Source organism: Mesorhizobium sp. M0159, from assembly GCF_040322295.1.
Classification (GTDB): Bacteria; Pseudomonadota; Alphaproteobacteria; order Rhizobiales; family Rhizobiaceae; genus Mesorhizobium.
The window spans coordinates 55371-82311 of the sequence record NZ_JAMYTF010000027.1; the positions used below are offsets into that span (position 1 = coordinate 55371).

Here is a 26941-nt window from a genome sequence, read left to right on the forward strand (position 1 = left end):
CCATCCCGGCTCCGATCAAGAGCCCCGCGCGCCACCCGGCCCACCAAGGTTGCCGCGATCACCCTTGATGTCGTAGAGCCTACGGTCGGCGGTAATTGGTGGAGAAGAATATATGCCAGAGCACCCGAAACTCGTCTCGACTGCCAAGTCGCATGGCGGCGCCCAGCATGTTTACTCTCATCTTTCGACGAGCTGCTCGTGCGAAATGACGTTTGCCATTTTCGTGCCTCCGCAGGCACGGGAAAGCCGTTGCCCCGTGGTGTGGTACCTCTCCGGGCTCAGCTGCACCCATGCGAATGTAATGGAAAAAGGCGAATACAGACGTATTGCCGCCGAACTTGGCTTGATCGTTGTCTGTCCCGACACCAGCCCGCGTGGTGCCGACATTCCGGATGAAAAGGACAATTGGCAGTTCGGCAGCGGCGCCGGTTTCTACCTCGACGCGACGCAAGAGCCGTATGCCAAGAACTATCGCATGTATTCCTATATCGTCGAGGAGCTGCCAGCCGTGATCGGGCGCGAATTTCCCGCCGATATGGCGCGCCAGTCGATCTTCGGCCATTCGATGGGCGGGCATGGCGCGCTGACGATCGCACTGAACAATCCCGCGCGTTTCAGAAGTTGCTCGGCCTTTGCGCCGATCGTGCAGCCAAGCACAGCCGGCTGGTCGAAGCCGGCTTTCGAAAAATATCTCGGCCTGGATAAGGCCTCGTGGCGGCGCTACGATGCCACTTCGCTCATCGAAGATGGACACCGTTTCCCGGAATTCCTGGTCGATCAGGGAACGTCAGACGGTTTCCTCCAGGAGGGCCTCAGGCCCTGGCTGCTCGAAGACGCCTGCTCCAAGGCAGGCATTCCGTTGAAATTGCGGATGCAGGACGAATACGATCACTCCTATTTTTTCATTTCGACATTCATGCATGACCATATGACGTGGCATGCCGAACGGCTTTCACGAGGGTAGGCCGTAGGAATAGGTCGGCAGTCAGGCGGGCTCGGTGACGACGCCAATGCGCCGGTAGACGAATGGTTCGTCCTTCGAAGGAACCGTCGCAGCGCGCTGGGCCTCGTCGATCAGCATTGCCATGCGCGCATGGATCGGCGATTTCGCGCAAGCCGGGTCCGTCGCGGCGGCATCGCCGGCGATTGCCATCGCCTGGCAGCGACAGCCGCCCCAGTCGATCTCGCGCCGCTCACAGTTGCGGCAGGGCTCCTGCATCCAGTCCGTGCCTCGAAAGGCATTAAATGCCGGGGAATCGGTCCAGATCGCGGCCAGGCTGCGTGATCCAAAACGCTCGAAGCCGAGCGACGGTATGGTCTGGGCGGCATGGCATGGCAGTACGGTGCCGTCTGGCGTCACCATGAAGGCGTCGCGCGCCCAGCCGCCCATGCACGGCTTGGGATAGATGGCGAAATAATCCGGCGTGACGAAATCGATGTTCATGATGCCGGTGAGCCGTTCGCGCGCCGCCGCGACGATCTCCGCCTGCCGGTCGACGGCAGCACGCTCGGGCATCAGTTGATCGCGATTGGTCAGCGCCCAGCCGGCGTACTGCACGTTGGCGATCTCGAGACGCTCCGCACCCAGCGAAAGGGCCAGATCAATGAATTCCGGTACCTCCTCGATATTGTGGCGATGGATCGGCGCGTTGATGGTAAGCGGCAAGCCGGCCGCGCGAGCGCGGCGTGCCGTTTCCAGCTTCTTTTCGTGGCTGCCCCTGTGATTGCCGATGCGCTCGGTGGTCGCCGGCCGTGCGCCTTGAAAGCTCAATTGCAGATGGTCGAGCCCGGCTTCGGCAAATGCCTCGATGCGGCCATCCGCAATGCCGACACCGGCGGTGATCAGGTTGGTGTAGACGCCGCGCGCCGAAAGCCCGGCGATCAATTGCTCGAGGTCGCGGCGCAGCGTCGGTTCGCCGCCGGACAGATGCACCTGGAGAACGCCAAGGTCGGCCGCCTGCGAGAACAGGTCGAGCCAGCTCTGCGTGTCGAGTTCGCGATTGGCCTTCAGCAATTCGAGTGGATTGGAGCAATAGGGGCATTGCAGCGGGCAGCGATGCGTCAGTTCCGCCAGCATGCCGATCGGAGGGAGAATGGGCTCGCTCATAGCTTCACCAGCAGCTTGTCCGACCATTCCTGCAGGAAGGCGATGACGTCGGCCGCCACGGCCTCCTGTTCGGCATCATAATCCGCGGCAAGGCCGGCAATGATGTGGCCGACCGTGGACCGCCCATCGCAGCGGCGCAATATGTCGAGGCTGATGTGGTTCGGCCAGAACACCTTTTCCGGCGAAAGCACCGCGAACGCCTGGCGCACGGGGTCATACTGTATGCGCACGTGCTTCGGCAGCGATGGAACCGACTGCGGCGACACCATGGCTCTTTCGCGCAGTGCCATCATTGGGCTGCCTCCGGACGGAAGGCGCCGGGCGGGATACTGCCCGGCTCGCCATAGGCGTGTTGAAGCGCGTCGAGCATGGCCCAGAGTATATCGCATTTGAACACCAGTGCATCGATCGCCTGCTGCTGGCGCTCCGCCGTGTCAGCATGTTCGAGCACACAGGCAAGGGCAAAGTCGGCGTCGCGCGAGGCCTGTTCGGGCCGTCGGCTGAAATAGGCCAGCGTGTCCTCGGTGATATAATCGTATCTGGCCAGCATCGCGGGTACCCGCTCGCTGATGATGAGCGGCGAGAACATCTCGGTCAGCGACGACGCGACCGCCTCCAGCAGGGTCCGGTTCGTACAAAAGGAGAGGTAAGCGCCAACCGCAAAACGGGTCGCCGGCAGGGCCAGCCTTTCGCTCTTCACCGCGTCGGCATCGAGACCGAGCGAGGTCGCCAGGTGCAACCAGCGCGCAATACCGCCGCTCCAGCCGTCCTCGCCGTCATGATCCTCGATGCGTTTGCGCCAGGCGGCACGAAACGCCGGATCCTCGGCATGAGCGAGGATCATGGCGTCCTTGCGCGGAATGACCGCCTGATAGCAATAGCGGTTCAGCGCCCAGGCCTGCATCTCGGTCCGCGACAGCGCACCGCTGGTCATCCTGTGATGGAAAGGATGGTGGTTGTGATAGCGCTCGGCACCGACCTGCCGCAGCACGGCTTCGAGCTCTCTGGAGGACAGGCCGTTGCTGGCTGCGTGGTGGAAATCACTCAAAGTTCCATCTCCATCCCGTCGCAGGCCACTTCCCAGCCAGCCGCTTCGACTGCTGCATGCTCGGCAGAATTCTCGTCCAGAACAGGATTGGTGTTGTTGATGTGGACGAAGACACGACGGCCGATCCTCACATCGGCCAAGCCGGCGATCGACCCCGCGTCTCCCGACATTGCCAGATGCCCCATGCGCGCACCGGTCTTTTGGCCGACGCCGGCAGCAATCATCTCGTCGTCGGTGAAGACCGTGCCGTCGAACAGAAGGCATGCGGCATCGGCTAGACGTGTGCGCAGGGTCGCATCGATGCGGGCGCAGCCGGGGATGTAGAAGACGGAGCCGCGACTGCCGGCACCGGCGATACGGACGCCGATCGTGTCGCCGGCATCGGAGCTGAAATTGGCATCCGGCTGACCTCTTTGTTCGAGATAGAGGGCTATCTTCCCGGGCACGGGAAAGCTCTCGACAGCCACCCCGGTGTCGTGGCCGTCTGCGTCGCAGATCGCCAGTCCTTGCGCCGGTGGCAAGATGCGTCGCGGCACGAGCGCCGGATCGAGGACATTGAAAATCGAATTCGCCTCCAGCGTCGCCAGAACCTGTGTCGTTGCATAGATAGCGAAAGGCTGCCGCTCACGCAGGCTGAGCAGGCCGGCGACATGATCGACATCGGCATTGGTCAGCACCACCGCGCGAATAGGCGTCGAGCGCAGCGGCGCATCGTGCGCGGGCTGCAATTCAGGCGTTGCCGCGATCTGCTGGCGAATGTCGGGTGACGCGTTGAACAGAACCCAGCCGAGCCCATCCGCTGACGCGGCGACACTCGATTGGGTTCGTGAATGCACGCCAGCTACCCCGGTGCGAGCCGCACGGCTCAGACGATAATTGCAGTTCCATTGCGGAAAGCCGCCGCCGGCCGCCGATCCAATGATTCTCAAGCGCATGAAAACGCCCGCCCCGCGGCTTCTCTGACCAGCAGCCAATTTGCAGCCGCAAAAAACGGCCCGCCCGCTTTGCGTGCCTCAAAATCTTTCACGAAAATCCCATGCGGCAAGGGGATGCGTGCCCCTGTTGCCAGGGACACGCACCTCTGCGGCCTACTTCTTGGGAGTAATTTCAGCAGGCAGATACCGCGAAATTTCAAAGCCCGCAGCAACCTGACACATGGTCGGTTTTGTCCAGCTCTTCTTCATAACATTTCTCCTCTTCTACCAGCCCGAAGGGGCCGATCCGGTGGTTAGCCAACCATTGCAGGGCACCGAAGCAATGGCTCGTCCATCACGTTCTCAAATGGACAAATGAAACACAAGGTTTTGAAAGGCCCGAAAAACAAAACTATCGAAAGTAGCTGTAGTTTTCTCTTCAATTGTTCATCGCCTGGGTTTTTCCTCCTCCTGACCCATCCCAACTATTGCGTGATCGGATTGTCGTGCTCGTCGATCAGCGGCACATTGTAACCCAGCAGGAGCTTGGTCATCTCCGGCTGGTTTTCCCTGATCACCCGGTTGAGCGTTCGTTTCCATTCCTGGTCGGACGGACGTACGCCCATGGTGATGCGGTAGGACATGCGCGAGCCGGTTTTTTCCTTCAACAGCGGAACAATGGTGACATCGGCTCCGAGTTCCTTGGCATAGTAACCTGCCATCGGCCCCCACAGGACCGCCGCGTCGATCTTGCCGGCGAGCATGTCCTTGATCATGACCTCCCCCATGGACGGAGTGATGCGCGTATCCACCGCGAGTGGATAGATCTTGGCGGTCCGCAGAAGCTTGTTGGCGGCCATGTTGGCGGTTGGCGGCGTGCTTTCGACGACGCCGATTCTCTTGCCGGAAAGTTTCGGGTCTTCGATCGTCTCGATGCCTTCCATGCCGTTGCCTTTGGGGTATACGAGCACATAGGCGGAGCGGTAGTAGGCATTGGTGTTCTGCACCAGTTCATCGCCTTGGGCGTAGCCCATGATGATGTCGCATCGGTTGGCCCCCAGCGTGTTTCGCACAAAGCCGGTGACAGTGGGAAACCACGTGTAAGCGACTGATTTCCGCCCCGTCTTCTTGGCAACCAGTTCAGCCAGCTTGTTTTCGAAGCCTTGGCCGTTCTTGTCGGTAAAGGGCATATTCGAGGGATCGGCGCAGACGCGCAGAATGTCGGGATCGACCAGTTCGCCCGCAGCGCCAAGCCCGGCATTTTGCGCCAGAACGTTCGACGGCAGCAAGGCGAGGGCGCCGAGGATCGGCAGAACGACGCGCAGCTTCGATGCAGTGCAGCCGGTCATATCATCCACCCATGCAGGATGCTTCGGCATCCTTGGCTGCCTGAGCCTTGTTTTCGTGCTTGGGCGGCCTGCCGCGGGGTGCCGCGCCATCGGCGCGCGCGCGCAGATAGACGTAGAGATCGTCCAGGTAACAATAGACGTTCTTGTTGTCGCCAAAGGCAGGCATGACGTTTTCCTTGCCGCCGCCGACATTCTTGCGGCCCTCGGCGACGATCGACAGGAACGTGGCGTAATCCATGGTTTTTAGACTATTGACCAGGGCAGGCGCATAGCTCGAACCTGTTGCGTCCTGTCCGTGACAGACATGGCAATCGGAGTGATACCGGCGGTACCCGCTGAACGTGTACCAATCGACGGTTCCGTTTTCGATCTTGTAGGTCGGATTTCCGTCCGCATCTACATATTTGCCTCCTTCTTGCTTCACCGCCTTGGCTTTTTCCATGCTGTCTTCGGCCCGTGCCAGACTTGAGCTGGCCAGAGGCAGCAGGACCAGGGCGAGAGCGGAAACTGCAATGCGGACGATCATTCAGACTCTTCCTTCATTTGCCAGGGACACTGGCTGCCGTCGTGCAGCGGCATTGATCGGTGTTTGGGTGCGCGCGTAATCGAGAGCCCGGTTCCCGGCTTCGGGTGACCCGGGCTCTCGTTTTCGAACCTAGTCGTAAGGCTCTTCCCGGTTATCAGTCCGGGAGGCCGAAGACGGTGAGCTGACCACCCAGCGTCGTATAGTCGGCAAGTGCCGCGTAACCGCCGACGGCACCCAGACCAGCGGTTCCAACGACCGCGGTCTCGTCGCCCTGCGCACGGCCCTGATCGACGGCGCCATGCCAGGCAGCGGCGTTATCGGGCGAAAGCAGGCCACCTGCCAGACCGATACCGGCCCATCCACCGACGCCGGACAGAACGGCGACGTACTGCTTGCCGTCATGCTCATAGGTCGTGATGTTGCCGATGATGCCGGACGGGGTCTTGAACTTGTAAAGTTCCTTGCCGTCCTTATCGACCGCCTTGATGTAGCCTTCGAGGGTACCGTAGAAGACGACGTCGCCATCTGTCGCCAATGCGCCCGACCACACCGAGAACTGCTCGGGCTTCGACCAGACGATCTCACCCTTGGCTGCATCCCAGGCAATGAAGTTGCCCATGTTGCCGTCACCGCCGGGCGCCGCATACATCGACACGGTGGCGCCCACATAGGGCTGACCGGCGGTGTAGCTCACTTTGTAAGGCTCATAGTCCATGCAGACATGGTTGGTCGGCACGTAGAACAACCCGGTCTTCGGCGAGTAGGCGGCCGGCTGCTGGTCCTTGGTTCCAAGCGCGGCCGGGCAGATACCGGTCGAGTTGGTGTCTTCGCCGTTCTGCTGGGTCGAATACTTGGCGACGACCTGCGGGCGGCCATACTGGTCGCTCTTGGGATCCATGTTGACTTCCGTCGCCCAGTTCACTGCCGGATCGTATTTTTTGGCGACGAGAAGTTCGCCGGTGGCGCGATCCATTGTGTAGGCAAAGCCGTTGCGGTCGAAATGCACCAGCACGTCGTGCTTGGCGCCGTTGACTTCCATGCCATCGACGAGAATCATCTCGTTGATGCCGTCATAGTCCCACTCATCATGCGGGGTCATCTGGTAGAGCCATTTGGCAACACCGGTATCCGCATCGCGAGCCATGATTGTCATGGACCAGCGATTATCGCCTGGGCGCTGGACCGGATTCCACGTCGAGGGATTGCCAGTGCCGTAATAGACCAGGTTCAGCTTGGGATCATAGGAATACCATCCCCATGTCGTGCCGCCGCCCGTCTTCCACTGTTCGCCTTCCCAGGTGTTCGTGCCGGAATCCTTTCCGACAGGCTTGCCGAGATGAGTCGTCTTCTCGGGATCGAGAAGGGTGTCTGCATCAGGACCTTCCGAATAGGCTTTCCAGGCGAGCTTGCCGTCTTTCAGATTGTAGGCGGCCAGCCAGCCGCGAACACCGAATTCAGCACCGGAGACGCCCACGAGCACCTTGTCCTTGATGACTACGGGTGCCGACGTGCCGGATTCGCCTTTTCCGCCGTCGGTCTGGTCGCCGTTCTTGACAGACCAGACGACCTTGCCGGTCTTGGCATCGAGCGCGACGACGGTGGTGTCGGCCTGGTTGAGAATGATCTTGCCGTCGCCATAGGCGACACCGCGATTGACCGTGTCGCAGCACATGATCGGAATGACGTTCGAGTCCTGCTTGGGCTCGTATTTCCACAGGATCTTGCCGTCATTCTTGAGGTCGAGAGCAAAGACGTTGTTTGGGAAAGGCGTATGGACATACATCACGTCGCCGATGATCAGCGGCCCGCCTTCGTGACCACGCAGCACGCCGGTGGAAAAGCTCCATTTGACCTGCAGGTTCTTCACATTGTCCGCAGTGATCTGGTTGAGTTTGGAATAGCGGGTGTTGGCGTAGTCACCCGTCTGCATCGCCCAGTTCTTCGCATCCGATGCGAGCTTTGCAAGGTCTTCATTGGCCGAAGCCGTATAGGCAGCGCCGAGCGATAAAAACGCCGCGGTCGTCAGTATGTAGGTAGTTTTCGCAAGTACACGCATCCAAAATCCTCCCGGGTTCACAGTGAAGAATCGACCGTCAAGCCCCACAGGGGCCTGCCCAAGCAATTCATGTTGGGAAGTTATTTTCCGGCAGCTGTCACGACCTACCCCGAAGCAGAGGGCACCGTTACCGCCCGCCCCCCTTGGTCTTCGAAAGACTGCCGCCGCTCCCTGATGACGGTGGCGCTCTTGAAGCCGGAAACAGGGAAAAGCTATGTCATCGTAAAAGACCAGGCAAGCAAAAACCTACAATGCGTCGTTGCGCTGCAATATCGATTATGGTGCGATGCAATATTTAGAAACAAGTAAAATAAGCATCGGGTAAAAAACTAATAAGAGGATGGCCGCCAGCTGCGACATATATAGCAGCCATATTGTTCCCGTATTCTCAAGGTGATACACATTTGACTTTATTTCGATATATTCTACGAGGCACCTCGGAGTAAGTATGCGTGCATCTCGCTGGCTGCCGATAGTGAGCGACGCATGAAATGAACGCGTGAAAGAGGGTGCGCAGGGGGTCATGAAGCTGGCTCTTGTCGGTCGATAGGGCATTCCTCCTTTGGTCGTATACGCAGGCCATGGGAGCTTGACTGGCTTTGCGGCACGTCGCCAATTGGAGCGATGATCCCGTCTGGATGCATGGTGTCCAGGCCAACTGGAGGTTCCTCATGATAAGGTCTGTTGGATCTCTCACCTTGCCGGTGGCCTTTGCGGCGACGCTGGCCTTTGCGAACTTGGCCAGCGCCGCGGGAGACTACCCGACGGCAACGATTGCCGACTACGTGCTCGGCTGCATGCAAACAAATGGCCAGACACGTCAGGCGCTTGAAAGCTGTTCCTGCTCGATCGATGTTATCGCCTCGATCCTTCCTTACGATCACTATGAGAGGGCGGAGACCTTCAAAAGCATGTCGCTGACGACAGGGGAGGCCGCAGGGTTGTTTCGCGAAAGCGCGCCAGCGAAGGCGGCGCGCACGGAACTGAAACGCGCGCAGGCTGAAGCCGACGTACGTTGCTTTTAATCAGGCGAAACAGGCGCGCGTGGCGGTGCCTCACAGTCTCGCCGTTTTATTGGCCATTGGCTGCGAAATACCTTGCAATCCGCATTCGAGCCGTAAGGCGATCAGGCCACGCCCGGAAATTTTTGCTGGAACGACAGCAAAAGGTCGCTCATCACCTGTGGGTTGCGATGTTGCCGCGGCAAGCCTACGTCGAACATGCCGAGCACATGGGCAGGGCGCTGCGCAAGCACGATGATGCGGTCCGACAGCATCAGTGCCTCGCGCAGATTGTGGGTTACCATCAAGGCGGTCGTAGGCCGCGCTGACCAGACGGTCAAAAGCAATTGCCGAAGCCGCTCGGCGGTCTGTTCGTCGATGGAGGCAAAGGGTTCGTCCAGGAAAAGTACCGCCGGTTCGGTGGCGAAGGCCCTGGCAAGCGCTGCCCTGCGCGCAAGGCCGAGCGAAAGCTCCGCCGGATAGAGCGAGCGCATGCCGGCGAGGCCGAGAGTGTCAAACAGCTCGTCGAGACTCTTCGCTCTTAGGCTTTTCGGCAGCGCCAGCCTGACATTCTGCTCCACCGTCCGCCATGGCAGCAAAGTAGGCTCCTGGAACACGGCGGCGATGCGGTTCGAGCCGCCTTGCGGCAGTTGGAAAGAGCCGGAAAAGTCTTTGTCCAGTCCAAGCAGGATGCGCAACGTCGTGGTCTTGCCGCAGCCCGACGGCCCAAACAGGCAAGCGAATTCGCCCGGCCGGACCTCGAAGGACAGACCCTGAAGCGCCGTGATCGACACACCTTGCGCGGACCTGAAGGTCTTTTCGGCGATGTCGACCCTAAGCGGGACGGCGGCGCCAACGGGTTGCATGTCGTTCAATGGGCTGCACCAGGAGAAGTTCGATGACAAGCATCACCGCCACGAAAGCCAGCGTGTACGCGAGAATGGCGGCGACGTCGAAGAGCTGGAAATAGAGATAGATCTGGAAACCGACGCCATTGGAGCGGCCGAGCAGTTCGACCACCAGGACGATCTTCCATATGAGGGCGATGCCGGACCGCGAGGCCGCGGCAAAATAGGGCTGCAGTTGCGGCAGCAGGACATGGCGGATGCGCTCGAGTGGGGCGAAGCGGTAGACGGCGGCCATTTCGGCATAACGCGGATCAAACGCCCTGGCGCCTTCGCGCATCGTCACCACGACATTGGGGATCTTGTTCACGGCAACTGCGCCAATCGCCGCCGCCTCGTTGAGGCCGAACCAGATATAGGCGAGCACGATGACCACCAGCGCGGGAATGTTGAGAAACAGGACCACCCACGGACTGAAGAACCGGTCCGCACCGCGGTAGCTTCCGAGGATGACGCCGATGACCGAGCCGATAATCATTGCGGCGACGTACGCCGCAGCAACCCGTCCGAGCGTGGCGCCAAGATGATAAAAAAGGTCACCGCTCGCCGCTTCCCTGAGCAGTACCTGCCAGACCTGCCCTGGTGGGGGGAAAGCACGGCTTTGCCACAGATGAGCCGCGAGGCCCCACAGCAGGCACAGTCCAATCAGGGAAACCGTTACCGTCAGCGCTGGTGTCAGCGGCGTCGCAAAGCCGGATCGACCCGACTTGTCTTCCGTTGCGGTCATTTCGCGAGTTCCGGCCAGAACGTGCCGGGCGCCATCTCGGGCGCCCTGCCAACCAGCTTCTCGCCGCCTATCGCGGCCAGCACGTGATAGAGTTTGCCCGCATCGGCCGCTTCTTCGGCGACCGGCCGTCTTGGGATGCCCTGGCGATAGCGGTCGCGCAGTTTTTCCAGCTCCTTGCCTTCTGCGCGAATGAGCGGCGCCAGGCGCAGCCATTCTTCATCGGATCTGGCCAGCAACTCCTTGGCCTGCTTGGAGGCCTTGACGAAGCCTCGGGCGGCATCCGGATTGTCGTTCGCCCATTGGTCGTGGAAGACGTAGCCGAGCGCCGATACGGGGCCCGAGGCACCAAGCGCTTTCGCCGCATCATCCGCGCCGATCAACCGACGAAAGCCGTTGGCCTCGAGCCGGGCGCAGAAATGCCAGAAATTGAGCACGGCATCGAGTTCGCCTTGCATCGCCTTTTCAGAAATCAGCGGCGGCGCGCCAAAGACGACGTCACAGGCTGTCGGCAGGTCGAGGCCGTGATCGCGTCTGGCCAGCGCCTGGACCAGTAGCCAGCTCTTGTCGAGCGGGCCGTCGGCGACACCGATTTTCTTTTCCTTGAGGTCGGCGAGCGTCCGGATCGGCGATTCCTCCCTCACCATGATTGCCCCTACGGCGGTCGAATAAGGGGCCAATGTAAGGTCGCCGCCCTCGGAGCGCTGGCGCGAGACCCACAGCCAGTCGGTCACGATCATGTCGATCGCGCCGGCCAGCAGCGCGACGTTGGTCGCATCCTCCCCGGCGAAGTAGACGATTTCCAGATCGATCCTGTTGGCCTCGTCGAGCTTGTGGCGTTTCAACGTATCGAGTTCCCAGCTCACGGTGCCGAACTTCAGGACACCAATTCGGACCTTAGCTTTCGCAAAGACGGCAACCGGCTTTGAGGCGAGGATGGCACCCAGAGCCGCCAATCGCAGCGTCGTGCGCCGCGAAATCATCATGGCGTCTCCTCTTTTAGGGTCGTCGACGAACCAGGAATGTCGATCAAATCGATCGTTCCTTGCTCGGAACGGCACATTTCCAGCGCACGACCTTGAGACTCGGATGTTCCTTGAGACCATTTTGCGATCTCGGCGGGCGATAGGAACATGCATTGGAACAGAGAGCCGCGGCTCTCGAAATAGAGATGTTCATCTCGGCAATTGCCCGGATTGGCGCTAAGGCACACCGTTAATATGAGATCGACCATGTCCATTTGGCACTTATCGTCGCCTGCGCGGCGAACTCTCCAGAGTTCGTGCTTTGGAGTTGCGCGGATTCCTGAAGGTGCCCAAACAGCAAACCGGTTGGAGGGAGGCTACGCGTTCGGCCAACAGGCGTCAATGATATGGACCGCGTGTCGCTACACACTTCCCTTCGCGCAGTCGGGAAACGAAACAGGACCTTTGTACGATTGACTTCCTTCATCGGCAGTCTAGCTTTTCGAGGCGTGCAGGTGCTGCCAGTCCGGGGAGGAAGGACGAATAGTTCGCTCTCCCGCTTTAAAACGAATGCCGGCGATCAAGGCATCGACACGCGTAAAGTGTCCCGGGCACTCACACGATCAATGAGGAAATGCCATGCGCGCAGTCGCATTTTTCGCCGCCGTGTCCGTCGCCACCTTTGTCACTACCCAGTCTCAGGCACAGGATGCCGCGGCGGGTGAGAAGGTCTTCGCCAAATGCAAGGTCTGCCACGTCGCAGACAAGGACCAGAACAAGGTCGGTCCGTCCTTGAACGGCGTTATCGGCCGAACGGCCGGGACGCACCCGGGGTTCAGCTATTCCAAGGCCATGACCGAGGCCGGCAAGTCCGGCGTCAAATGGGATGAGGCGACGCTGACGACCTACCTTCGCGATCCCAAGGCGATGGTCAAAGGAACCAAGATGGCGTTTGTCGGCCTCAAGAAAGACGAGGACATCGCCAACGTCATTGCTTATCTGAAGCAATTCTCAAAATAACGCGGTACCGCCGGCCGTTGGATTGCGCTCGGCCGGCGTTGGCTCGGCTTTGCGCATGGGTCACGCAGCGTCTTGCAGCCTTCGCATCGCTGACGGCAGATCGAACAGGCTGTCGCAAACGAGGTCGGCGCAAAGCTCTTCAACGGGAATTTGGCTGTATCCGCCACGCAGCAGAATGACTGCCATGCCGGCGGCGCGGGCGGCGGCCACGTCGGCGCTGCTGTCTCCGACCATCAGCGTGTCACGAGGTTCGACCTGAAGCAGGTCGAGCGCCAGCAACAGCGCGTCTGGCGCCGGTTTCAAGTATGTCACCGCGTCTCCGCCGATGATCGCGCCGAGATAGTCCGTCAGCCGAAAATGCAGCAGGATTTCGCGAGCCGCCAGCTGCGGCTTGTTGGTCACCACGGCCATGGCTATTCCGCTCAAATGCAAGTGCGTGAGAACCTCCCTGACGCCAGGCATCAGCCTCGTGCGGCCGGTCAGATGCCTGCGATAGATCGCCGCCATGACGCGGTTGGCCTCATCGAGCGCGATGCCGAGGAGCGGCGTGCCGGAAGCCGCGAAGGCCCTTTCGACCAGTTTCCTGATGCCGCCGCCGATCATGGCCTTGACCTGATCCAGGCGCAGCGGCGGCAGATCGCGTCCGGCCAGCAATTCGTTGACGGCGGCCGCAATATCAGGCGCCGAATCGACCAGTGTGCCGTCAAGATCGAACAGGATCGCCTTGCGCGAGCGAAACGGCCTGCCTGCGCCGACGTTCATGCAGCATCCTTCCACTTGATCGAACAGCCGATCGAAGCGATCTGGTCAAGCGGTCCGTCGCCGGTTCGGGCAACCTGCTTCATCGCCTCGAACAGGTCGCGCCTCAGCCCGGGCAATTCGGCGTCGCGTCGCGACGCGTCCAGCCGGCCGCGATATTGCAGCGTCAACTCGCTGTTGAGCCCGAAGAAATCCGGGGTGCAAACGGCTCCATAGGCACGCGCCACCGTCTGGTGCTCGTCATGGAGATAGGGGAAAGTGAAGCCGTTCGTCCTGGCAAAGAGCTTCATGTTGTCGAAGGAATCATCTGGATAGGCGTCGCTATCGTTGGAGTTGATCGCGACGAAGCCGATGCCTTCGGCCTTGAGGTCATTGGCGTCGCGCACCATCCGTGAAATCACCGCCTTCACATAGGGGCAGTGGTTGCAGATGAAGGCCACCACCAGCCCGTTCGGGCCGGCGTGGCTGAAAATCGAATGCGATGTGCCGTCGACGCCGGGCATAACGGCATCAGTGGCTTGCCAGCCGAAATCGCAGACAGGTGGGATTGCCGCCATATTTGCACTCCGATGTGACGGTTTACGCGGCTTTCCGGATCGCCCCGTCGGCCGCCTGCCTGATGGCGTCGATATTGGCACGATAGGCAGCCTCGGTGCCACCCTTGAAGATGGCCGAGCCGGCGACCAGCACATTGGCGCCGGCCGCGGTGACCAGCGGAGCGCTCTCGGGGGTGACGCCGCCGTCGATTTCGATGTCGATCGGGCGGTTGCCGATCAGCGCCTTGACCCGCCTGACCTTGTCGACGACAGCCGAAATGAAGGCTTGGCCGCCGAAGCCCGGATTGACGGTCATCAGAAGCACAAGATCGAGCCGGTCGAGCACATATTCGATGACGCTTTCCGGCGTCGACGGGTTCAGCGACACGCCGGCCTTCTTGCCGAGATTTCTGATTGCCTGCAGCGAACGGTCGAGATGCGGTCCGGCCTCGGCATGCACCGTAATGATGTCGCAGCCGGCATCGGCGAAGGCGCCGAGATAGGCGTCGGCCGGCGCGATCATCAGGTGGCAGTCGAAGACCTTGTCCGTTCGATTACGGATCGCCTTGACCACCGGCGGACCGAAGGTGATGTTGGGCACGAAATGGCCATCCATCACATCGAGATGGATCCAATCGGCACCCGCCCGGACGACCGCTTCGACCTCGTGGCCGAGCCGCGAGAAGTCCGCGGAAAGCACCGAGGGCGCGATGATTGTCTTGGTATCCATGATCGTCGGCTCCCATTCTGTCGTCCGTTTCCGGTCGCTGCACACCAACCGGCGTCATTTTGTCAGCGCGCCTTCGTGTCCGGTTCGCCTTCGAGCTTGCCTTCCGCGAACACGCGGCTGCCGCGAATATCGGATTCCTCAATGGTGATAAGGTCAGTTTTCGTCAACGCCCGGTCGCGCGACGCGAAAAGCCGGCTGGCCTGGCGAAGCCGCGCCCGGTCGAGCCCATTGCGGACCGAGCGGGCGTTGGAGAAATGCGGCAGCCGCATGCGGATCGGGAGATACTCTTCGAGCGCCTTGGCCGCCGCCTCGCTGAGCCGGTAATTCTGTTCCGCCAGCATGATCTCGGCGATCGATTTGAGTTCGCTGACGCCGTAGTCGGGAAAGTCGAGGTGGTGGGCGATGCGCGAGCGCATGCCGGGATTGCTGTCGAAGAAGCGGTCCATCTTGTCCTTGTAGCCGGCAAGAATCACAACCAGATCGTCACGGTTGTTTTCCATGCATTGCAGCAGGATTTCGATCGATTCCTGGCCGTAGTCGCGTTCGTTCTCGGGCTTGTAGAGATAGTAGGCCTCGTCGATGAAAAGCACCCCTCCCATGGCGCGCTTGATCACTTCGCGGGTTTTGGGCGCGGTGTGGCCCACATACTGGCCGACGAGATCGTCGCGCGTCACCGCGACCATATGCCCTTCGCGGACATAGCCAAGACGATGCAGGATTTCGGCCATTCTGAGCGCCACGGTGGTCTTTCCGGTACCGGGATTTCCCGTAAAGTTCATGTGCAGCGTCGGTGCGCCAGAGATCAGCCCGAACTTACGGCGAAGCCGGTCGACCAGGAGCAGCGCAGCGATCTCGCGGATGCGGTTCTTGATGGGCTTCAGGCCGACGAGTTCGCGGTCGAGCTTGTCCATCACCTCGTCGATGTTGGACGCCTCGAACTCGGCCTGTAGATCAACCGATTCGCCCTGCGCGGCAGCGCTCTTTGCTATCGCGTCCAGCATGGTTCGCCTAGCTCCGTTCGCCTTCGGGCCTATCGGTCGCATAAGGCACGATCGAATAGCCCTGACTGCGGCCGTCACGCTCTTGGCGCAGCAGCCGGAACCCGGGTTCATTGGGTGGCCGGTTGACGATGAATGACATGCGCGGTGCTTCCCAGCCCTTGGTCGAATCGAAGGCGGTGACCCGGACATACATGTTGGGCATAGCTTTCCGGCAATTGTTGACTTCAAGCAGGATGCCCGCCGGGTCCCTCAGGTCGAACATCGGGTTGCCGTACATTTCCCAATAGGTGTTTCGCGGATGCGGATCGTCCGTGTATTCGACGCTGACCGCCCAGTGGTTTTTCAGGGCGTATTTGATCTGCGCCGAAATCTGCTCATCGGTTAGCTCGGGCAGGAACGAAAACTGTCCCTGCGTGACCTTGTTTCCGGGATTGGTCATCATGGCGACGGTTCCTTTCGTCTAGAAGCTCGGCGTTGCGGTTGGCACAAAGTCGGCCGTGTCGGTCGATTCGTAGTTGAAGGTGACGTCCTTCCACGTCTCCAGGGCCGCCTTGAGCGGCGTGCACCATCTGGCCGCCTGTTCGAGGATTTTGGTCCCTTCGCGCAGATAGTCGCGGCCCTCGTTGCGGGCGAGGATCATCGCCTCCAACGCGACGCGATTGGCCGTCGCGCCGGCCTGGATGCCGTCCGGATGGCCGATCGTGCCGCCGCCGAACTGCAGGATGACGTCCTCGCCGAGATAATGGATCAACTGGTGCATCTGGCCGGCATGGATGCCACCGGAGGCGACGGGCATCACCTTGTTGAGCGAGGCCCAGTCCTGATCGAAGAACAGCCCGGTTTCGAGGTTCTGCGGCGTGCGCTCCTCGCGCAGCGTGTCATAAAACCCCTTGATCATAAGCGGGTCGCCTTCCAGCTTGCCGACCACCGTGCCGGCATGGATGTGATCGACGCCGGCCATCCGCATCCATTTGCAGATGACGCGAAAATTCATGCCGTGGTTCTTCTGGCGCGAATAAGTCGAGTTGCCGGCCCGGTGGAGGTGCAGGATCATGTCGTTGCGGCGTGCCCACTTGGCCATCGACTGGATCGCCGTGTAGCCGATGACGAGGTCGATCATGACGATGCAGGAGCCAAGCTGTTTTGCAAATTCGGCGCGCTCGTACATCTCCTCCATCGTGCCGGCGGTGACGTTGAGATAATGGCCCTTGACTTCGCCGGTGGCGGCCGACGCCTTGTTCACTGCCTCCATGCAGTAGAGGAAACGGTCGCGCCAATGCATGAAGGGCTGTGAGTTGATGTTCTCGTCGTCCTTGACGAAGTCGAGGCCACCCTTCAGCGCCTCGTAGACGACGCGGCCGTAGTTGCGGCCGGACAGGCCAAGTTTCGGCTTCGTCGTCGCGCCGAGCAGCGGCCGGCCGAACTTGTCGAGCCGCTCGCGTTCCACCACGATGCCGGTCGCCGGGCCCTGGAAGGTCTTGAGGTAAGCCACCGGGATGCGCATGTCCTCGAGCCGCAAGGCCTTGACGGCCTTGAAGCCGAACACGTTGCCGATGATCGATGCTGTCAGGTTGGCGATGGAGCCGGGCTCGAACAGGTCGAGGTCGTAGGCGATATAGGCGAAGTACTGTTGCTCGATCCTGGTGCCTGGACCTGTGTTCGGCACCGGCTCGGATTTGAATGCCTTGGCGCGGTAGAGCTCGCAGGCGGTCAGCCTGTCGGTCCACACCACGGTCCATGTCGCGGTAGAGGATTCACCGGCGATGGCGGCGGCCGCCTCCTCGTGGTCGACGCCGGGCTGCGGCGTGATCCGAAACATGGCGATCAGGTCGGTCTCCTTGGGCCGGTAGTCCGGCTCCCAGTAGCCCATCTTCTTGTAGGGGATGACGCCCGACCTGTAGCGTTCCTTGCCTTCCTTGAGCGTGCCTGCTGAGGGCATGTCGATCTTGTTCATGGGCAGGTCTCCTGTTTGCCGCTCAGGCGGCTTTCGCGGTTGCGATATGGGGGTCGAGCTTTCCTGCAGCGTAACGTTTCGCCATCTCATCCATGGCGATCACCCTGATCTTCGACGCGTGGCCTGCGGTGCCGAAGCGTTCGAAGCGATCGCGGCAAAGGTCGCGCAGGGCGTCCATGGCGGGTTTCAGGAATTTACGCGGATCGAATTCGCGCGGGTCCTCCGTCGCAACGCGGCGGAACTGCCCGGCCATGGCCATTCGGCAATCGGTGTCGATGTTGACCTTGCGCACGCCGTAGCGGATGCCGCGCTCGATTTCCTCGACCGGGACGCCAAAGGTCTGGGGCATCTCGCCGCCATAGTTGTTGATGATGTCCTGCAGTTCCTGCGGCACGGAGGAAGACCCGTGCATGACCAGATGCGTGTTGGGCAGCTTTTCGTGAATCGCCTCGATCACCTGCATGGCCAGGATACCGCCGTCAGGCTTGCGGCTGAATTTATAGGCGCCGTGCGAGGTACCGCAGGCGATCGCCAGCGCGTCGACCCGGGTGGCGGTCACGAAGTCGACCGCCTGATCGGGATCGGTCAAAAGCTGGTCATGGGAAAGCGCACCTTCGGCGCCGTGCCCGTCCTCGGCCTCGCCCTGGCCGGTTTCCAGCGAGCCGAGCACGCCGAGCTCGCCTTCGACCGAAGCGCCGACCCAATGTGCCATGCGTGCGACACGTTCGGTGATGGCGACGTTGTAATCGTAGCTCGCCGGTGTCTTGGCATCCGCCATCAGCGATCCGTCCATCATCACCGAGGTGAAGCCGTGGCGGATCGCCGACAGGCAGGTGGCCTCGTTGTTGCCGTGATCCTGATGGATGCATAGCGGAACGGCCGGATGGATTTCGGTCAACGCCTCCATCATCTTGGCCAGCATGATGTCATTGGCATAGGAACGGGCGCCGCGCGAGGCTTGGATGATAACCGGCGCATCGCAGGCCCTGGCGGCCTCCATGATGGCGAGGCCCTGTTCCATGTTGTTGATGTTGAATGCCGGCACCCCGTAGCCGTGCTCGGCGGCATGGTCGAGAAGCTGGCGAAGGGTGATGCGGGCCATGGTCGTCCTCCTAGATGATGAGCTTCAGCGCCGCTGCCGCGACGGCTTCGGGCGTGATGTCGAAATGCCGGTAAAGGTCCGGGGCAGGGGCGCTGGCGCCGAAACCGGCCATGCCGACGAAAGTGCCGGTGTCGCCGATCCAGCGGTCCCAGCCGAGCCGTGCTGCGGCTTCGATGGCAATGCGGGGCGCCGAGCCGAGGACGGCCTTGCGGGTGCCGGCGTCCTGCTCCTCGAAAAGCTCCCAGCACGGCATCGAGACAATCGCGGCGGCGACGCCGTGCTCGGTCTCCAGCCGTAGGGCGGCGGCAACCGCGATTTCGACCTCCGAGCCGGTGGCGATCAGCGTCACCGCGCGGTGCCCGGCTGGCTCGCGCAGGATGTAGGCGCCCCGGCTCGACCGGTTCTCGTCGCTGTGTGGCTCGCCGCTAGGTGCTTGGCGCAGCATCGGCAGGTTCTGGCGCGAGAGCACCAGCACGCTCGGCCGCTTCTCGCTTCTCAGCGCCAGTTCCCAGCACTCCGCCGTTTCGACGATGTCGGCCGGACGGAAGACGTTGAGGTTTGGCGTCGCCCGCAGCATCGCCAGGTGCTCGACCGGCTGGTGGGTCGGGCCGTCCTCGCCGAGACCAATGGAATCGTGCGTCATCACATAGATGACGCGCTGGCCCATGAGCGCCGAGAGCCGCATCGCGCCGCGCGCGTAGTCGGCGAAGCACAGGAACGTGCCGCCATAAGGCACGAAGCCGCCATGCAGTGCGATGCCGTTCATGGCTGCGGCCATGCCGTGCTCGCGGATTCCGTAGTGGATGTAGCGGCCGGCGTAGTCACCCGGCGCGATGCGGTTCATACCCTTGGTGATCGTCAGGTTCGAATGCGTCAGATCGGCGGAGCCGCCGACGGTCAGTTCGGTTGCGCCATTGATCGCAGCGAGTGCCATTTCCGAGGCTTTTCGCGTTGCAACCTTGGTGGCCTTCCCGACATGTTCCTTGCGGAAGGCGCCGAGCGCTTCGAAGACCGCGTCGGGCAGGGCGCCGGCGACCGCGCCCTCGAAGGCCTGGCGCCGCGGCGAGGCGGCAAGCCGCTGCTCCCAGGCGCGGCGTGCCGCTTGACCGCGGCCGGCAATCTCGCGCCAGGCGAAAAGGATATCGTCCGGCACCTCGAACGGCGCGAAGGCCCAGCCGATGTTTTCGCGCGTCGCGGCGATCTCCGCATCGCCCAGCGGCGCGCCATGCGTCTTTTCCGAACCGCCCAGATTGGGCGCTCCCTTGCCGATCACCGTGCGGCAGGCGATCAGAGACGGCTGGTCCGATTGCTGCGCCGCTTCGATTGCCGCCGCAACGGTTTCGGTGTCGTGGCCGTTCACCGACTGGACATGCCATCCAGCGGCTTTGAACCGCGCCGGCTGGTCCATCGATGTCGACAGGGAAGTGGGCCCGTCGATCGAGATCGCATTGTCGTCCCAAAAGACGATCAGCCGGGAGAGCTTCAGGTGACCGGCAAGATCGATCGCCTCGTGGCTGATGCCTTCCTGCAGGCAGCCGTCGCCGGCGATCGCGTAGGTGAAATGGTCGACGAGATCGGCGCCGTGGCGGGCCGCAAGCATGCGCTCCGCCAGCGCCATGCCGACAGCGGTCGAAATGCCTTGTCCAAGCGGGCCGGTCGTCGTCTCGATGCCAAGCGCATGGCCATATTCCGGATGTCCGGCGGTGCGGCTGCCCAGCTGGCGAAACCGCTGCAATTCTTCGATAGGCATGTCTTCAAAGCCTAGCAGGTAATGCAGCGCATACTGCAGCATCGAGCCGTGCCCGGCCGACAGCACGAAGCGGTCACGATCGGGCCAGTTGGGGGCCGACGGATCGATATTGATGAAGCGGCTGAACAGCACCGTTGCGACATCGGCCATGCCCATCGGCATGCCCGGATGACCGGAATTGGCCTTTTGGACGCTGTCCATCGCCAGTGCGCGAATGGCGTTGGCCATGTCGCGCTCCGAGACGGCGGCGACGGGCTTCAGTGCTGCTGCCTGGCTGTTCATGGCGTCCTCCTCACGACACACGGTTCTTGCGTTCGATCAATTGCAGGATGAGCGGCGTCAGGATCAGCTGCATGGCAAGGTCGAGCTTGTTGCCGGGCACCACTATGGAATTCGGCCGCGACATGAACGAGTCGTGGATCATCGAAAGCAGGTAGGGGAAATCGATGCCGCGGGGATTGGCGAAGCGGATAACCAGCATCGATTCGTCGGGCGTCGGTATCCAGCGCGCGATGAATGGATTGGACGTGTCGACGATCGGCACGCGCTGGAAGTTGATGGCGGTCTGCGAAAACTGCGGGACGATGTAGCGGACATAGTCCGGCATGCGGCGCAGGATCACGTCCATCACCGCCTCGGTGGAATAGCCGCGCGTTGCGCGGTCGCGATGGATCTTCTGGATCCATTCGAGATTTATGACCGGCACCACGCCGATCTTGAGATCCGCGTGCCTGGCCAGGTTGATCTTGTCGGTGACGACGCAGCCATGCAGGCCCTCGTAGAAGAGCAGGTCGCTCGGCGGAAATTCGCGCCATTCGGTGAAATGTCCCGGCGGCGTGCCGTACTGCTTCTCCTCATCCTCATCATGGATGTATGTGCGGGTCTTTCCGGTTCCCCGGCGGCCATATTCCTCGAATACCTCTTCGAGGATTGCCAGTTCATTGGCCTCGGCGTGGAAGTGGGTGAAGTTCGGATTGCCCGCCTTTTCCTCCTCGGCCACCTTCGCCTTCATCGTGGCGCGGTCGTAGCGATGGAAAGCATCGCCTTCGATGAAGGCGGCGCCGATGTTCTCGCGCCGGAAGATCAGCTCGAAGATGCGCTTGACAGAGGTAGTGCCTGCGCCCGACGACCCGGTGATGGTAATGATGGGGTGCTTTGCCGACATGGTCTTCAGGCCCTGAAAAGGCCGCGGCGGCTGAACAGCGGCGCGCGCTCGCCGATGGCGCTCGGTTCGGTGTGGTAGCGGGTGATGCGCGCGACTTCGCGCGCCGATCCGAAAACCATGGGCACGCGCTGGTGCAGGTTCTCTGGTTCGATTTCGAGGATGCGGGTGATCGTATCGGTGGCGGCACCGCCCGCCTGTTCGACGAGATAGGCGATCGGGTTTGCCTCATAGACGAGGCGCAGTCGCCCCTGGCGGTAAGTCTTGCGCTTGTCGCCTGGATACAGGAATACGCCGCCGCGCATCAATATGCGGTAGCAGTCCGCGACCAGGGAGGCGATCCAGCGCATGTTGAAGTCCTTCTCGCGTGGGCCTTCCGTACCTTCGAGGCAGTCGTCGATGTAGAGCCGCACCGCCTCGTCCCAATGCCGGTAGTTGGCGGCGTTGATGGCGAACTCCTGGGTTCGCTGTGGGATGATCCGGCTCTCGTAGGCCTGGACGAAGGTGCCGAGCCTGGTCGAGAGAACGAAGATATGCGTGCCGCTGCCGAGCGACAGAACCAGCGCCAGCTGCGGGCCGTAGATGAAGAAACCGGCGCCCAGCTGGTTCACGCCTGCCTGCAAAAAGGAGGCGGCCGGATTCCCATCCGGCGCACCAATTGCAGGGAGGAGCGAGAAGACCGTTCCGATCGACACGTTGGTGTCGATGTTGGATGAGCCGTCGAGCGGGTCGATGGCGATGGCAAGAGGCGCTTGCCTGTCGAGCAGCACCGGCTGCTCCAGTTCCTCGGAAGCGTAAAGCGCGATCGGAGCGTGGCGCATGGCGTTGAGGAAGATGTCATCGGCGAAGACATCGAGATCCTTCTGGATGTCGCCGTCAGCATTGGCGCCGCGGGTTCCCGCAAAGGCCGTGCCGAGCACCCCTTGATTGATGGTGTTGCGGATCGTGGTGGCCGCCTGCGTCAGCTGACGGATGGTCGCTACGACGGCGGAGCGCAGTTCGTCCGGCTCGCCAAGATAGGAGTTCAGAAAAGCGTCGAGCGTTGCCGCTGGCATCGTAACCTCCCGATCCAGCCGCCTCTCCTCGGGTCGGCCGGATTGGGAAAGGAGAACAAACGACGCTGGATAAGTAAAATTCAATAACTTTACTCAGGCACTTAAAAAATTTTAGTATGCTGTATGAGAAATCTCACGCTCAAGCAGTTCAAGACCGTTCAGGCAATCGTCGCCCACGGGAGAATCGTCAGTGCGGCCAAAGTGTTAGGCCTGTCTCCTCCAGCGGTGACGATTCAGTTGCGGCAAGTTGAGGAAGAGTTCCAGCTGGCCTTGTTCGACCGGACGTCGGACGGCATGCGTCCCACTGCCGCAGGTCTGGCCTTCGTCGAGACGGCACAGGCCATCGAGGAGCGGCTTCGTCTGCTCGAAGACAAGATGGATGCGATCAAGGGCGTGCGCGCCGGCAGCTTGCGGCTCGGCGTCGTTTCCACGGCCAAATATTTCGCACCGCGGCTGATGGCCGCCTTCATGAAGGAACATCCCGATATCGACATGCGGCTTGCCATCGGCAACCGCGCCGAGACGATCGATAATCTGAAGAACCACGACATCGATCTCGCGCTGATGGGACGCCCGGCGAAGGAAGTCCCGGTGCGTGCTTCGGTCTTCGGCGATCACCCGCTGGTCATCATCGCACCGCCCGACCACCCGCTGGCGTCGGCACGCGACATTTCCAAGGAGCGGATCGCCGAGGAGCATTTCCTCATTCGCGAGCCCGGCTCCGGAACGCGCATCTCACTGGAAATATTCCTGAGCGACGTGCCCGGCCGCATCGACGATCTCGGCGTCGAGATGGGCTCGAACGAGACCATCAAGCAGGCGGTGATGGCCGGGCTCGGCATCGCGTTCATCTCTGCCCACACCATCGCTGCCGAAACCGAAGCCGGCCGGCTGGTCATCCTCGACGTCGTCGGCATGCCGATCCGCCGGCAATGGTTTTCGGTGATGCGCAGCGATCACGCGATCTCGCCGGCGATGGCGACCTTCCACGATTTTCTGATGCGCAAGGGCGCGATGTACCTGCCACTGTTCGGCAAGCTCTATCCGCACGAGGACTGAACAGTAGAGGTCGCGCGAGTTAGGGCGCGCGGTCCAGGCAAACGCTTCAGATAAACGATGGTGTGTATCAGCGGCTGATCGGCTGTGATCTCCGGACCGACGTCCACGAGCCGAGGATAGGCAGGCATCGCTGGTGGCACGCATTTGCGGAGCCGAGGCGACCGCCCTCCAAGCGCTGGCCCACGCGGTAGCGCCCCCGCGTTCACGGAACGGGTGGGCTCTGACTGAGCGTCTGCTAGCCTACAATTGGTTCGGCGACAGCTTCTTCTAGGCCAGCTGCCGCTTGGGCGGCAAGACCGCGGGCCGCTGCTTGTGAATCGTAAAATTCCTCAAGTGCATAGACTCTGCCCCACCGCAGGGTGAACACGTGGAGACCACGGTTGACGTACGACGCGTCGCCCTTGAGCAGCGTTGCGGTACCGTCCCACTGGGCAGACACGGTGGTATGCCACGGCCAGCCCTTCACCCAGATGTGGTTGACCGTGAGATGGAGATTGGGCAGGACGCGGCCGAGGCGCTCAAACCAGCGGCGCATGGCTTCTTTGTCGCGGCGCTCACCACCAAGTGCGTGGGCGCCGGAAACGCGGTGATGGACATGCAGCGCGAGTGCCTTCACCGCCTCATCCCAGCGATGGTTGTTGACGTGGTCGAAGCTCTCTCGGACGATTTCTCGACAAAATAACTGTATAGCATTTGACCTCTCCCCAAACTTATTCGATGGCGTGATCGAGGCACCGTGTGGTGAGCCGAGCGGACGCGAGAGCACACGGCCAGCAGCACGCCGGCTGCGGTCTGAACTTCGGCTCAGCGTATTGTCGCGTCGGCTCGCAGATGCATGTTCGTCTCGGTCGAGACCGTCACCTCATCCCCGGACCTTGAGAACGCGTAGAGCGAGTCCTGGTGGCCCGGCATGGAAAATGCCACGGAGTCGTCGTCGGCGAGGCCCATGACGACGCGCAGCGGATCGCCCCCGGTCTTCAGCGCGAAGGTGGCGGTGACCTCCAGGAGGTCGCCGTCGACCGGGACGTAGTAGACCACCATGTCAAGGTGTCCCTCGTGCAGGCTGCCGCTTTCGATCGGGCGTCCGATGGTGGCCTCCTCGGCAAAAGCCGGGGCCGCAAGAAACAGCGCGGCCAGGAGCGATGCGCTCAAGGTTTTGCGGATCATTTCGTATCTCCTTTTTAGATTGCGTTCGAACTCTATATAGGCTATAGATTACGAACGCAATCTAAAAAAGAGGTCAACAATGCGCGTAAGTCGTACTCAGGCAGCGGAAAACCGCGAGATTGTCATCAACGTGGCAAGCCGCCTTTTTCGGGAGCGCGGCTTTGACGGTATCGGCCTTAAGGATCTGATGAAGGGTGCCGGACTGACCCAAGGCGCATTTTACAAGCAGTTCGCATCCAAGGACGACCTGGCGGCGCAAGCGTCCAGGCGGGCGATGGAGAGCGCCACCCGTCGATGGTCGGCCGCGACTGCGGCAAACCCTGATGATCCGCTTGGCGCGGTGATCGCGTTCTACCTCAGTATGGACCATCGCGGAGAAAAGATGGACGGCTGCCCGATCGTGGCGCTCGGCTCGGATGCCGCCAGACAGGGCAAGGACGTGAAAGCGCCGTTCGAAGCCGGGATCAAGGAGCATCTCGAGATCCTCGGCCGTTTCATTGCTGAGGCCAATGGCGGGGAGTTCGATGGCAGGGCCATGGCCATTCTCTCGACAATGGTCGGTGCGCTGATGTTATCGCGCGTCATCAACGATCCTGACCTCGCGCAGGCCTTTCTGGATGCGGCGGCCAATCAGGTTCGTGAATCAGCCGGCACTTGAACGGCGTGGCGGCGCGCCCGAACTGACAGGAAAATAGATGCGACGGATTGTTGTTACGGGCATGGGAGCGGTTACGCCCCTTGCTGCCGATGTTGAAACGTCCTGGTCGCGTCTCCTGGCCGGCCGCTCGGGCATCCGGAGGCTTGCGGATGATGTGGTGTGCGACCTGCCGGCGAAGGTCGGCGGGGTGGTGCCCTCCACAGAAGAAGATCCGGACGCTGGTTTCGATCCGGAAGCCATCCTTCCGCCGAAGGATCAGCGCAAGGTAGACCGGTTCATTCTCTTTGCGCTGGCCGCGGCACAAGAGGCGCTCACCCAAGCAAGATGGGCCCCCGTCTCGGAAGCGGATCGCTTGCGCACGGCCACGATCATCGCCTCGGGCGTCGGCGGGTTCCCGGCCATAACCGAGGCGGTGCGCACGGTCGACCGGCGCGGCGTCCGCCGTCTATCACCTTTTACGGTGCCGTCCTTCCTGGTGAACCTCGCGGCAGGCCACGTCTCGATCCGCTATGGCTTCAAAGGTCCGCTCGGTGCACCCGTAACGGCGTGCGCGGCCGGCATTCAGGCGATCGGCGATGCGGCTCGCCTAATCCGCGCCAACGAGGCCGATATTGCCGTGTGCGGCGGGACGGAAGCATGCATGAATCTTGTCAGCCTCGGTGGGTTTGCGGCGGCACGCTCTCTTTCGACGTCCTTTAATCACCGTCCTGATGAGGCCTCCCGACCGTTCGACAAGTCGCGGGACGGCTTCGTCATGGGCGAAGGAGCCGGCATGCTGGTCATCGAGGAATTGAGCCACGCGCTGGCGCGCGGCGCAAGACCGCTGGCCGAGCTTGTCGGCTACGGCACGACGGCGGATGCTCATCACGTCACCTCCGGTCCCGAGGACGGCGACGGTGCGCGCCGGGCCATGGAGATCGCAATCGCCCAAGCAGGGATTTCGCCCCACGAGGTTCGTCATCTCAATGCCCATGCGACCTCCACGCCGGTGGGCGACCTGGGTGAGATCGAAGCGATCAAGAGCGTGTTCGGGCGCGATTTCGCGATAGCTGTCAGTGCAACGAAATCGGCGACCGGACACCTGCTCGGAGCCGCCGGCGGGCTCGGAGCAATCTTCGCAATCCTGGCGCTCAGGGATCAGATGGCACCGCCGACCCTCAATCTGAGCGCTCCCGATCCGGCCGGCGACGGGATCGACTTCGTCGCAAACCGGGCCCGGCCGATGGCGATGGGCTATGCAATCTCCAATGGCTTCGGCTTCGGAGGCGTTAATGCCAGCGCGCTGTTCCGGCGCTGGACGGATGATCTGGCCGGCGCGTGTACCGGAGGCGCTCATGATTGACGCCTTTCGCTCCGACCTGTCGTGCTTCTCCCACGCCAATCCAAAACGAAG

At 61.6% G+C, this 26941-nt stretch carries 29 protein-coding genes; 6 read left to right on the forward strand and 23 right to left on the reverse strand.

The window, feature by feature from the left end; genetic code table 11:
• Positions 1–112 precede the first annotated feature (112 nt).
• Complete coding sequence (gene fghA, locus NKJ32_RS23215; protein WP_352593991.1) at positions 113–964, forward strand: S-formylglutathione hydrolase; 852 nt, start codon at positions 113–115, stop codon at positions 962–964.
• Between the two features lie 21 nt (positions 965–985).
• On the opposite strand, the gene pqqE is transcribed toward fghA, so the two are convergent.
• The 7 genes from pqqE to NKJ32_RS23250 form a co-directional block, all read right to left on the reverse strand.
• Positions 986–2107 carry a pyrroloquinoline quinone biosynthesis protein PqqE gene (gene pqqE, locus NKJ32_RS23220; protein ID WP_352829020.1) on the reverse strand — a complete coding sequence of 374 codons (1122 nt, stop codon included), beginning with the start codon at positions 2105–2107 and terminating at the stop codon, positions 986–988.
• Positions 2104–2400 carry a pyrroloquinoline quinone biosynthesis peptide chaperone PqqD gene (gene pqqD, locus NKJ32_RS23225; protein WP_352829021.1) on the reverse strand — a complete coding sequence of 99 codons (297 nt, stop codon included), beginning with the start codon at positions 2398–2400 and terminating at the stop codon, positions 2104–2106. The genes pqqE and pqqD overlap by 4 nt, the downstream gene beginning before the upstream one ends.
• Positions 2397–3155: a pyrroloquinoline-quinone synthase PqqC gene (pqqC, locus tag NKJ32_RS23230; protein WP_352829022.1), complete on the reverse strand. Its 759-nt coding sequence runs from the start codon at positions 3153–3155 to the stop codon at positions 2397–2399. Before pqqC ends, pqqD begins: the two co-directional genes overlap by 4 nt.
• Positions 3152–4090, reverse strand: coding sequence for a pyrroloquinoline quinone biosynthesis protein PqqB (gene pqqB / locus NKJ32_RS23235; protein WP_352786745.1), 939 nt, complete (start codon positions 4088–4090; stop codon positions 3152–3154). Before pqqB ends, pqqC begins: the two co-directional genes overlap by 4 nt.
• Positions 4091–4554: 464 nt before the next feature.
• A complete protein-coding gene (locus NKJ32_RS23240; protein WP_352829024.1) occupies positions 4555–5418 on the reverse strand; it encodes a substrate-binding domain-containing protein in 864 nt (287 codons plus the stop codon).
• Between the two features lies 1 nt (position 5419).
• A complete protein-coding gene (locus tag NKJ32_RS23245) occupies positions 5420–5944 on the reverse strand; it encodes a c-type cytochrome, methanol metabolism-related (protein WP_352455602.1) in 525 nt (174 codons plus the stop codon).
• Between the two features lie 154 nt (positions 5945–6098).
• The gene (locus tag NKJ32_RS23250) at positions 6099–8000 is read right to left on the reverse strand and encodes a methanol/ethanol family PQQ-dependent dehydrogenase (protein WP_352455603.1); all 1902 of its coding nucleotides are present in this window, start codon (positions 7998–8000) and stop codon (positions 6099–6101) included.
• A 671-nt stretch (positions 8001–8671) separates the two neighbouring features.
• Here NKJ32_RS23250 and NKJ32_RS23255 point away from each other — a divergent pair.
• Positions 8672–9025, forward strand: coding sequence for a hypothetical protein (locus NKJ32_RS23255; protein ID WP_352593997.1), 354 nt, complete (start codon positions 8672–8674; stop codon positions 9023–9025).
• Between the two features lie 101 nt (positions 9026–9126).
• On the opposite strand, the gene NKJ32_RS23260 is transcribed toward NKJ32_RS23255, so the two are convergent.
• From NKJ32_RS23260 to NKJ32_RS23275, 4 genes are read right to left on the reverse strand one after another with little or no spacing between them, the layout of a single operon-like run.
• On the reverse strand, positions 9127–9867 hold the full coding sequence (locus NKJ32_RS23260; protein ID WP_352594024.1) for an ABC transporter ATP-binding protein: 741 nt from the start codon (positions 9865–9867) through the stop codon (positions 9127–9129).
• Positions 9836–10633, reverse strand: a complete 798-nt coding sequence (locus NKJ32_RS23265) for an ABC transporter permease (RefSeq protein ID WP_352593998.1) — start codon at positions 10631–10633, stop codon at positions 9836–9838. The genes NKJ32_RS23260 and NKJ32_RS23265 overlap by 32 nt, the downstream gene beginning before the upstream one ends.
• On the reverse strand, positions 10630–11616 hold the full coding sequence (locus NKJ32_RS23270) for an ABC transporter substrate-binding protein (protein WP_352786743.1): 987 nt from the start codon (positions 11614–11616) through the stop codon (positions 10630–10632). The genes NKJ32_RS23265 and NKJ32_RS23270 overlap by 4 nt, the downstream gene beginning before the upstream one ends.
• Complete coding sequence (locus NKJ32_RS23275; protein ID WP_502897015.1) at positions 11613–11870, reverse strand: hypothetical protein; 258 nt, start codon at positions 11868–11870, stop codon at positions 11613–11615. Before NKJ32_RS23275 ends, NKJ32_RS23270 begins: the two co-directional genes overlap by 4 nt.
• A gap of 364 nt (positions 11871–12234) precedes the next feature.
• On the opposite strand from NKJ32_RS23275, the gene NKJ32_RS23280 reads away from it, so the two are divergent.
• Positions 12235–12615 (forward strand): c-type cytochrome, encoded by a 381-nt coding sequence (locus NKJ32_RS23280; RefSeq protein ID WP_352450669.1) that lies wholly within the window; start codon positions 12235–12237, stop codon positions 12613–12615.
• A gap of 60 nt (positions 12616–12675) precedes the next feature.
• Here the strand turns inward: NKJ32_RS23280 and gph are convergent, their stop codons facing one another.
• The 10 genes from gph to NKJ32_RS23330 form a co-directional block, all read right to left on the reverse strand.
• A complete protein-coding gene (gene gph / locus NKJ32_RS23285) occupies positions 12676–13377 on the reverse strand; it encodes a phosphoglycolate phosphatase (protein ID WP_352786742.1) in 702 nt (233 codons plus the stop codon).
• Entirely contained in the window at positions 13374–13931 is a 558-nt protein-coding gene (locus NKJ32_RS23290; RefSeq protein ID WP_352622906.1) for a thioredoxin family protein, read from the reverse strand. The genes gph and NKJ32_RS23290 overlap by 4 nt, the downstream gene beginning before the upstream one ends.
• A gap of 22 nt (positions 13932–13953) precedes the next feature.
• Positions 13954–14640 (reverse strand): ribulose-phosphate 3-epimerase, encoded by a 687-nt coding sequence (gene rpe, locus NKJ32_RS23295; protein WP_352786741.1) that lies wholly within the window; start codon positions 14638–14640, stop codon positions 13954–13956.
• Positions 14641–14702: 62 nt separating this feature from the next.
• Complete coding sequence (cbbX, locus tag NKJ32_RS23300; RefSeq protein WP_352622904.1) at positions 14703–15641, reverse strand: CbbX protein; 939 nt, start codon at positions 15639–15641, stop codon at positions 14703–14705.
• 7 nt (positions 15642–15648) lie between these two features.
• Positions 15649–16083 (reverse strand): ribulose bisphosphate carboxylase small subunit, encoded by a 435-nt coding sequence (locus NKJ32_RS23305; RefSeq protein ID WP_023678835.1) that lies wholly within the window; start codon positions 16081–16083, stop codon positions 15649–15651.
• Between the two features lie 18 nt (positions 16084–16101).
• Entirely contained in the window at positions 16102–17595 is a 1494-nt protein-coding gene (locus tag NKJ32_RS23310; protein WP_376705236.1) for a ribulose-bisphosphate carboxylase large subunit, read from the reverse strand.
• Positions 17596–17617: 22 nt separating this feature from the next.
• A complete protein-coding gene (gene fba, locus NKJ32_RS23315) occupies positions 17618–18697 on the reverse strand; it encodes a class II fructose-bisphosphate aldolase (RefSeq protein ID WP_352637983.1) in 1080 nt (359 codons plus the stop codon).
• A gap of 10 nt (positions 18698–18707) precedes the next feature.
• Positions 18708–20729: a transketolase gene (gene tkt / locus NKJ32_RS23320; protein WP_352786740.1), complete on the reverse strand. Its 2022-nt coding sequence runs from the start codon at positions 20727–20729 to the stop codon at positions 18708–18710.
• A gap of 10 nt (positions 20730–20739) precedes the next feature.
• Entirely contained in the window at positions 20740–21612 is an 873-nt protein-coding gene (locus tag NKJ32_RS23325; protein WP_023678839.1) for a phosphoribulokinase, read from the reverse strand.
• Positions 21613–21617: 5 nt separating this feature from the next.
• A complete protein-coding gene (locus NKJ32_RS23330; RefSeq protein WP_352622902.1) occupies positions 21618–22664 on the reverse strand; it encodes a class 1 fructose-bisphosphatase in 1047 nt (348 codons plus the stop codon).
• A 123-nt stretch (positions 22665–22787) separates the two neighbouring features.
• Here NKJ32_RS23330 and NKJ32_RS23335 point away from each other — a divergent pair, with 123 nt between their 5' ends.
• Positions 22788–23723 carry a LysR family transcriptional regulator gene (locus tag NKJ32_RS23335; protein WP_352622901.1) on the forward strand — a complete coding sequence of 312 codons (936 nt, stop codon included), beginning with the start codon at positions 22788–22790 and terminating at the stop codon, positions 23721–23723.
• Between the two features lie 235 nt (positions 23724–23958).
• Here the strand turns inward: NKJ32_RS23335 and NKJ32_RS23340 are convergent, their stop codons facing one another.
• Positions 23959–24339: a nuclear transport factor 2 family protein gene (locus NKJ32_RS23340; protein WP_352783656.1), complete on the reverse strand. Its 381-nt coding sequence runs from the start codon at positions 24337–24339 to the stop codon at positions 23959–23961.
• 188 nt (positions 24340–24527) lie between these two features.
• Positions 24528–24890: a hypothetical protein gene (locus NKJ32_RS23345; protein ID WP_352622899.1), complete on the reverse strand. Its 363-nt coding sequence runs from the start codon at positions 24888–24890 to the stop codon at positions 24528–24530.
• Between the two features lie 79 nt (positions 24891–24969).
• Here NKJ32_RS23345 and NKJ32_RS23350 point away from each other — a divergent pair, with 79 nt between their 5' ends.
• Entirely contained in the window at positions 24970–25548 is a 579-nt protein-coding gene (locus tag NKJ32_RS23350; protein ID WP_352829026.1) for a TetR/AcrR family transcriptional regulator, read from the forward strand.
• A 37-nt stretch (positions 25549–25585) separates the two neighbouring features.
• Positions 25586–26890, forward strand: a complete 1305-nt coding sequence (fabF, locus tag NKJ32_RS23355; RefSeq protein WP_352783654.1) for a beta-ketoacyl-ACP synthase II — start codon at positions 25586–25588, stop codon at positions 26888–26890.
• Positions 26891–26941: the final 51 nt, after the last annotated feature.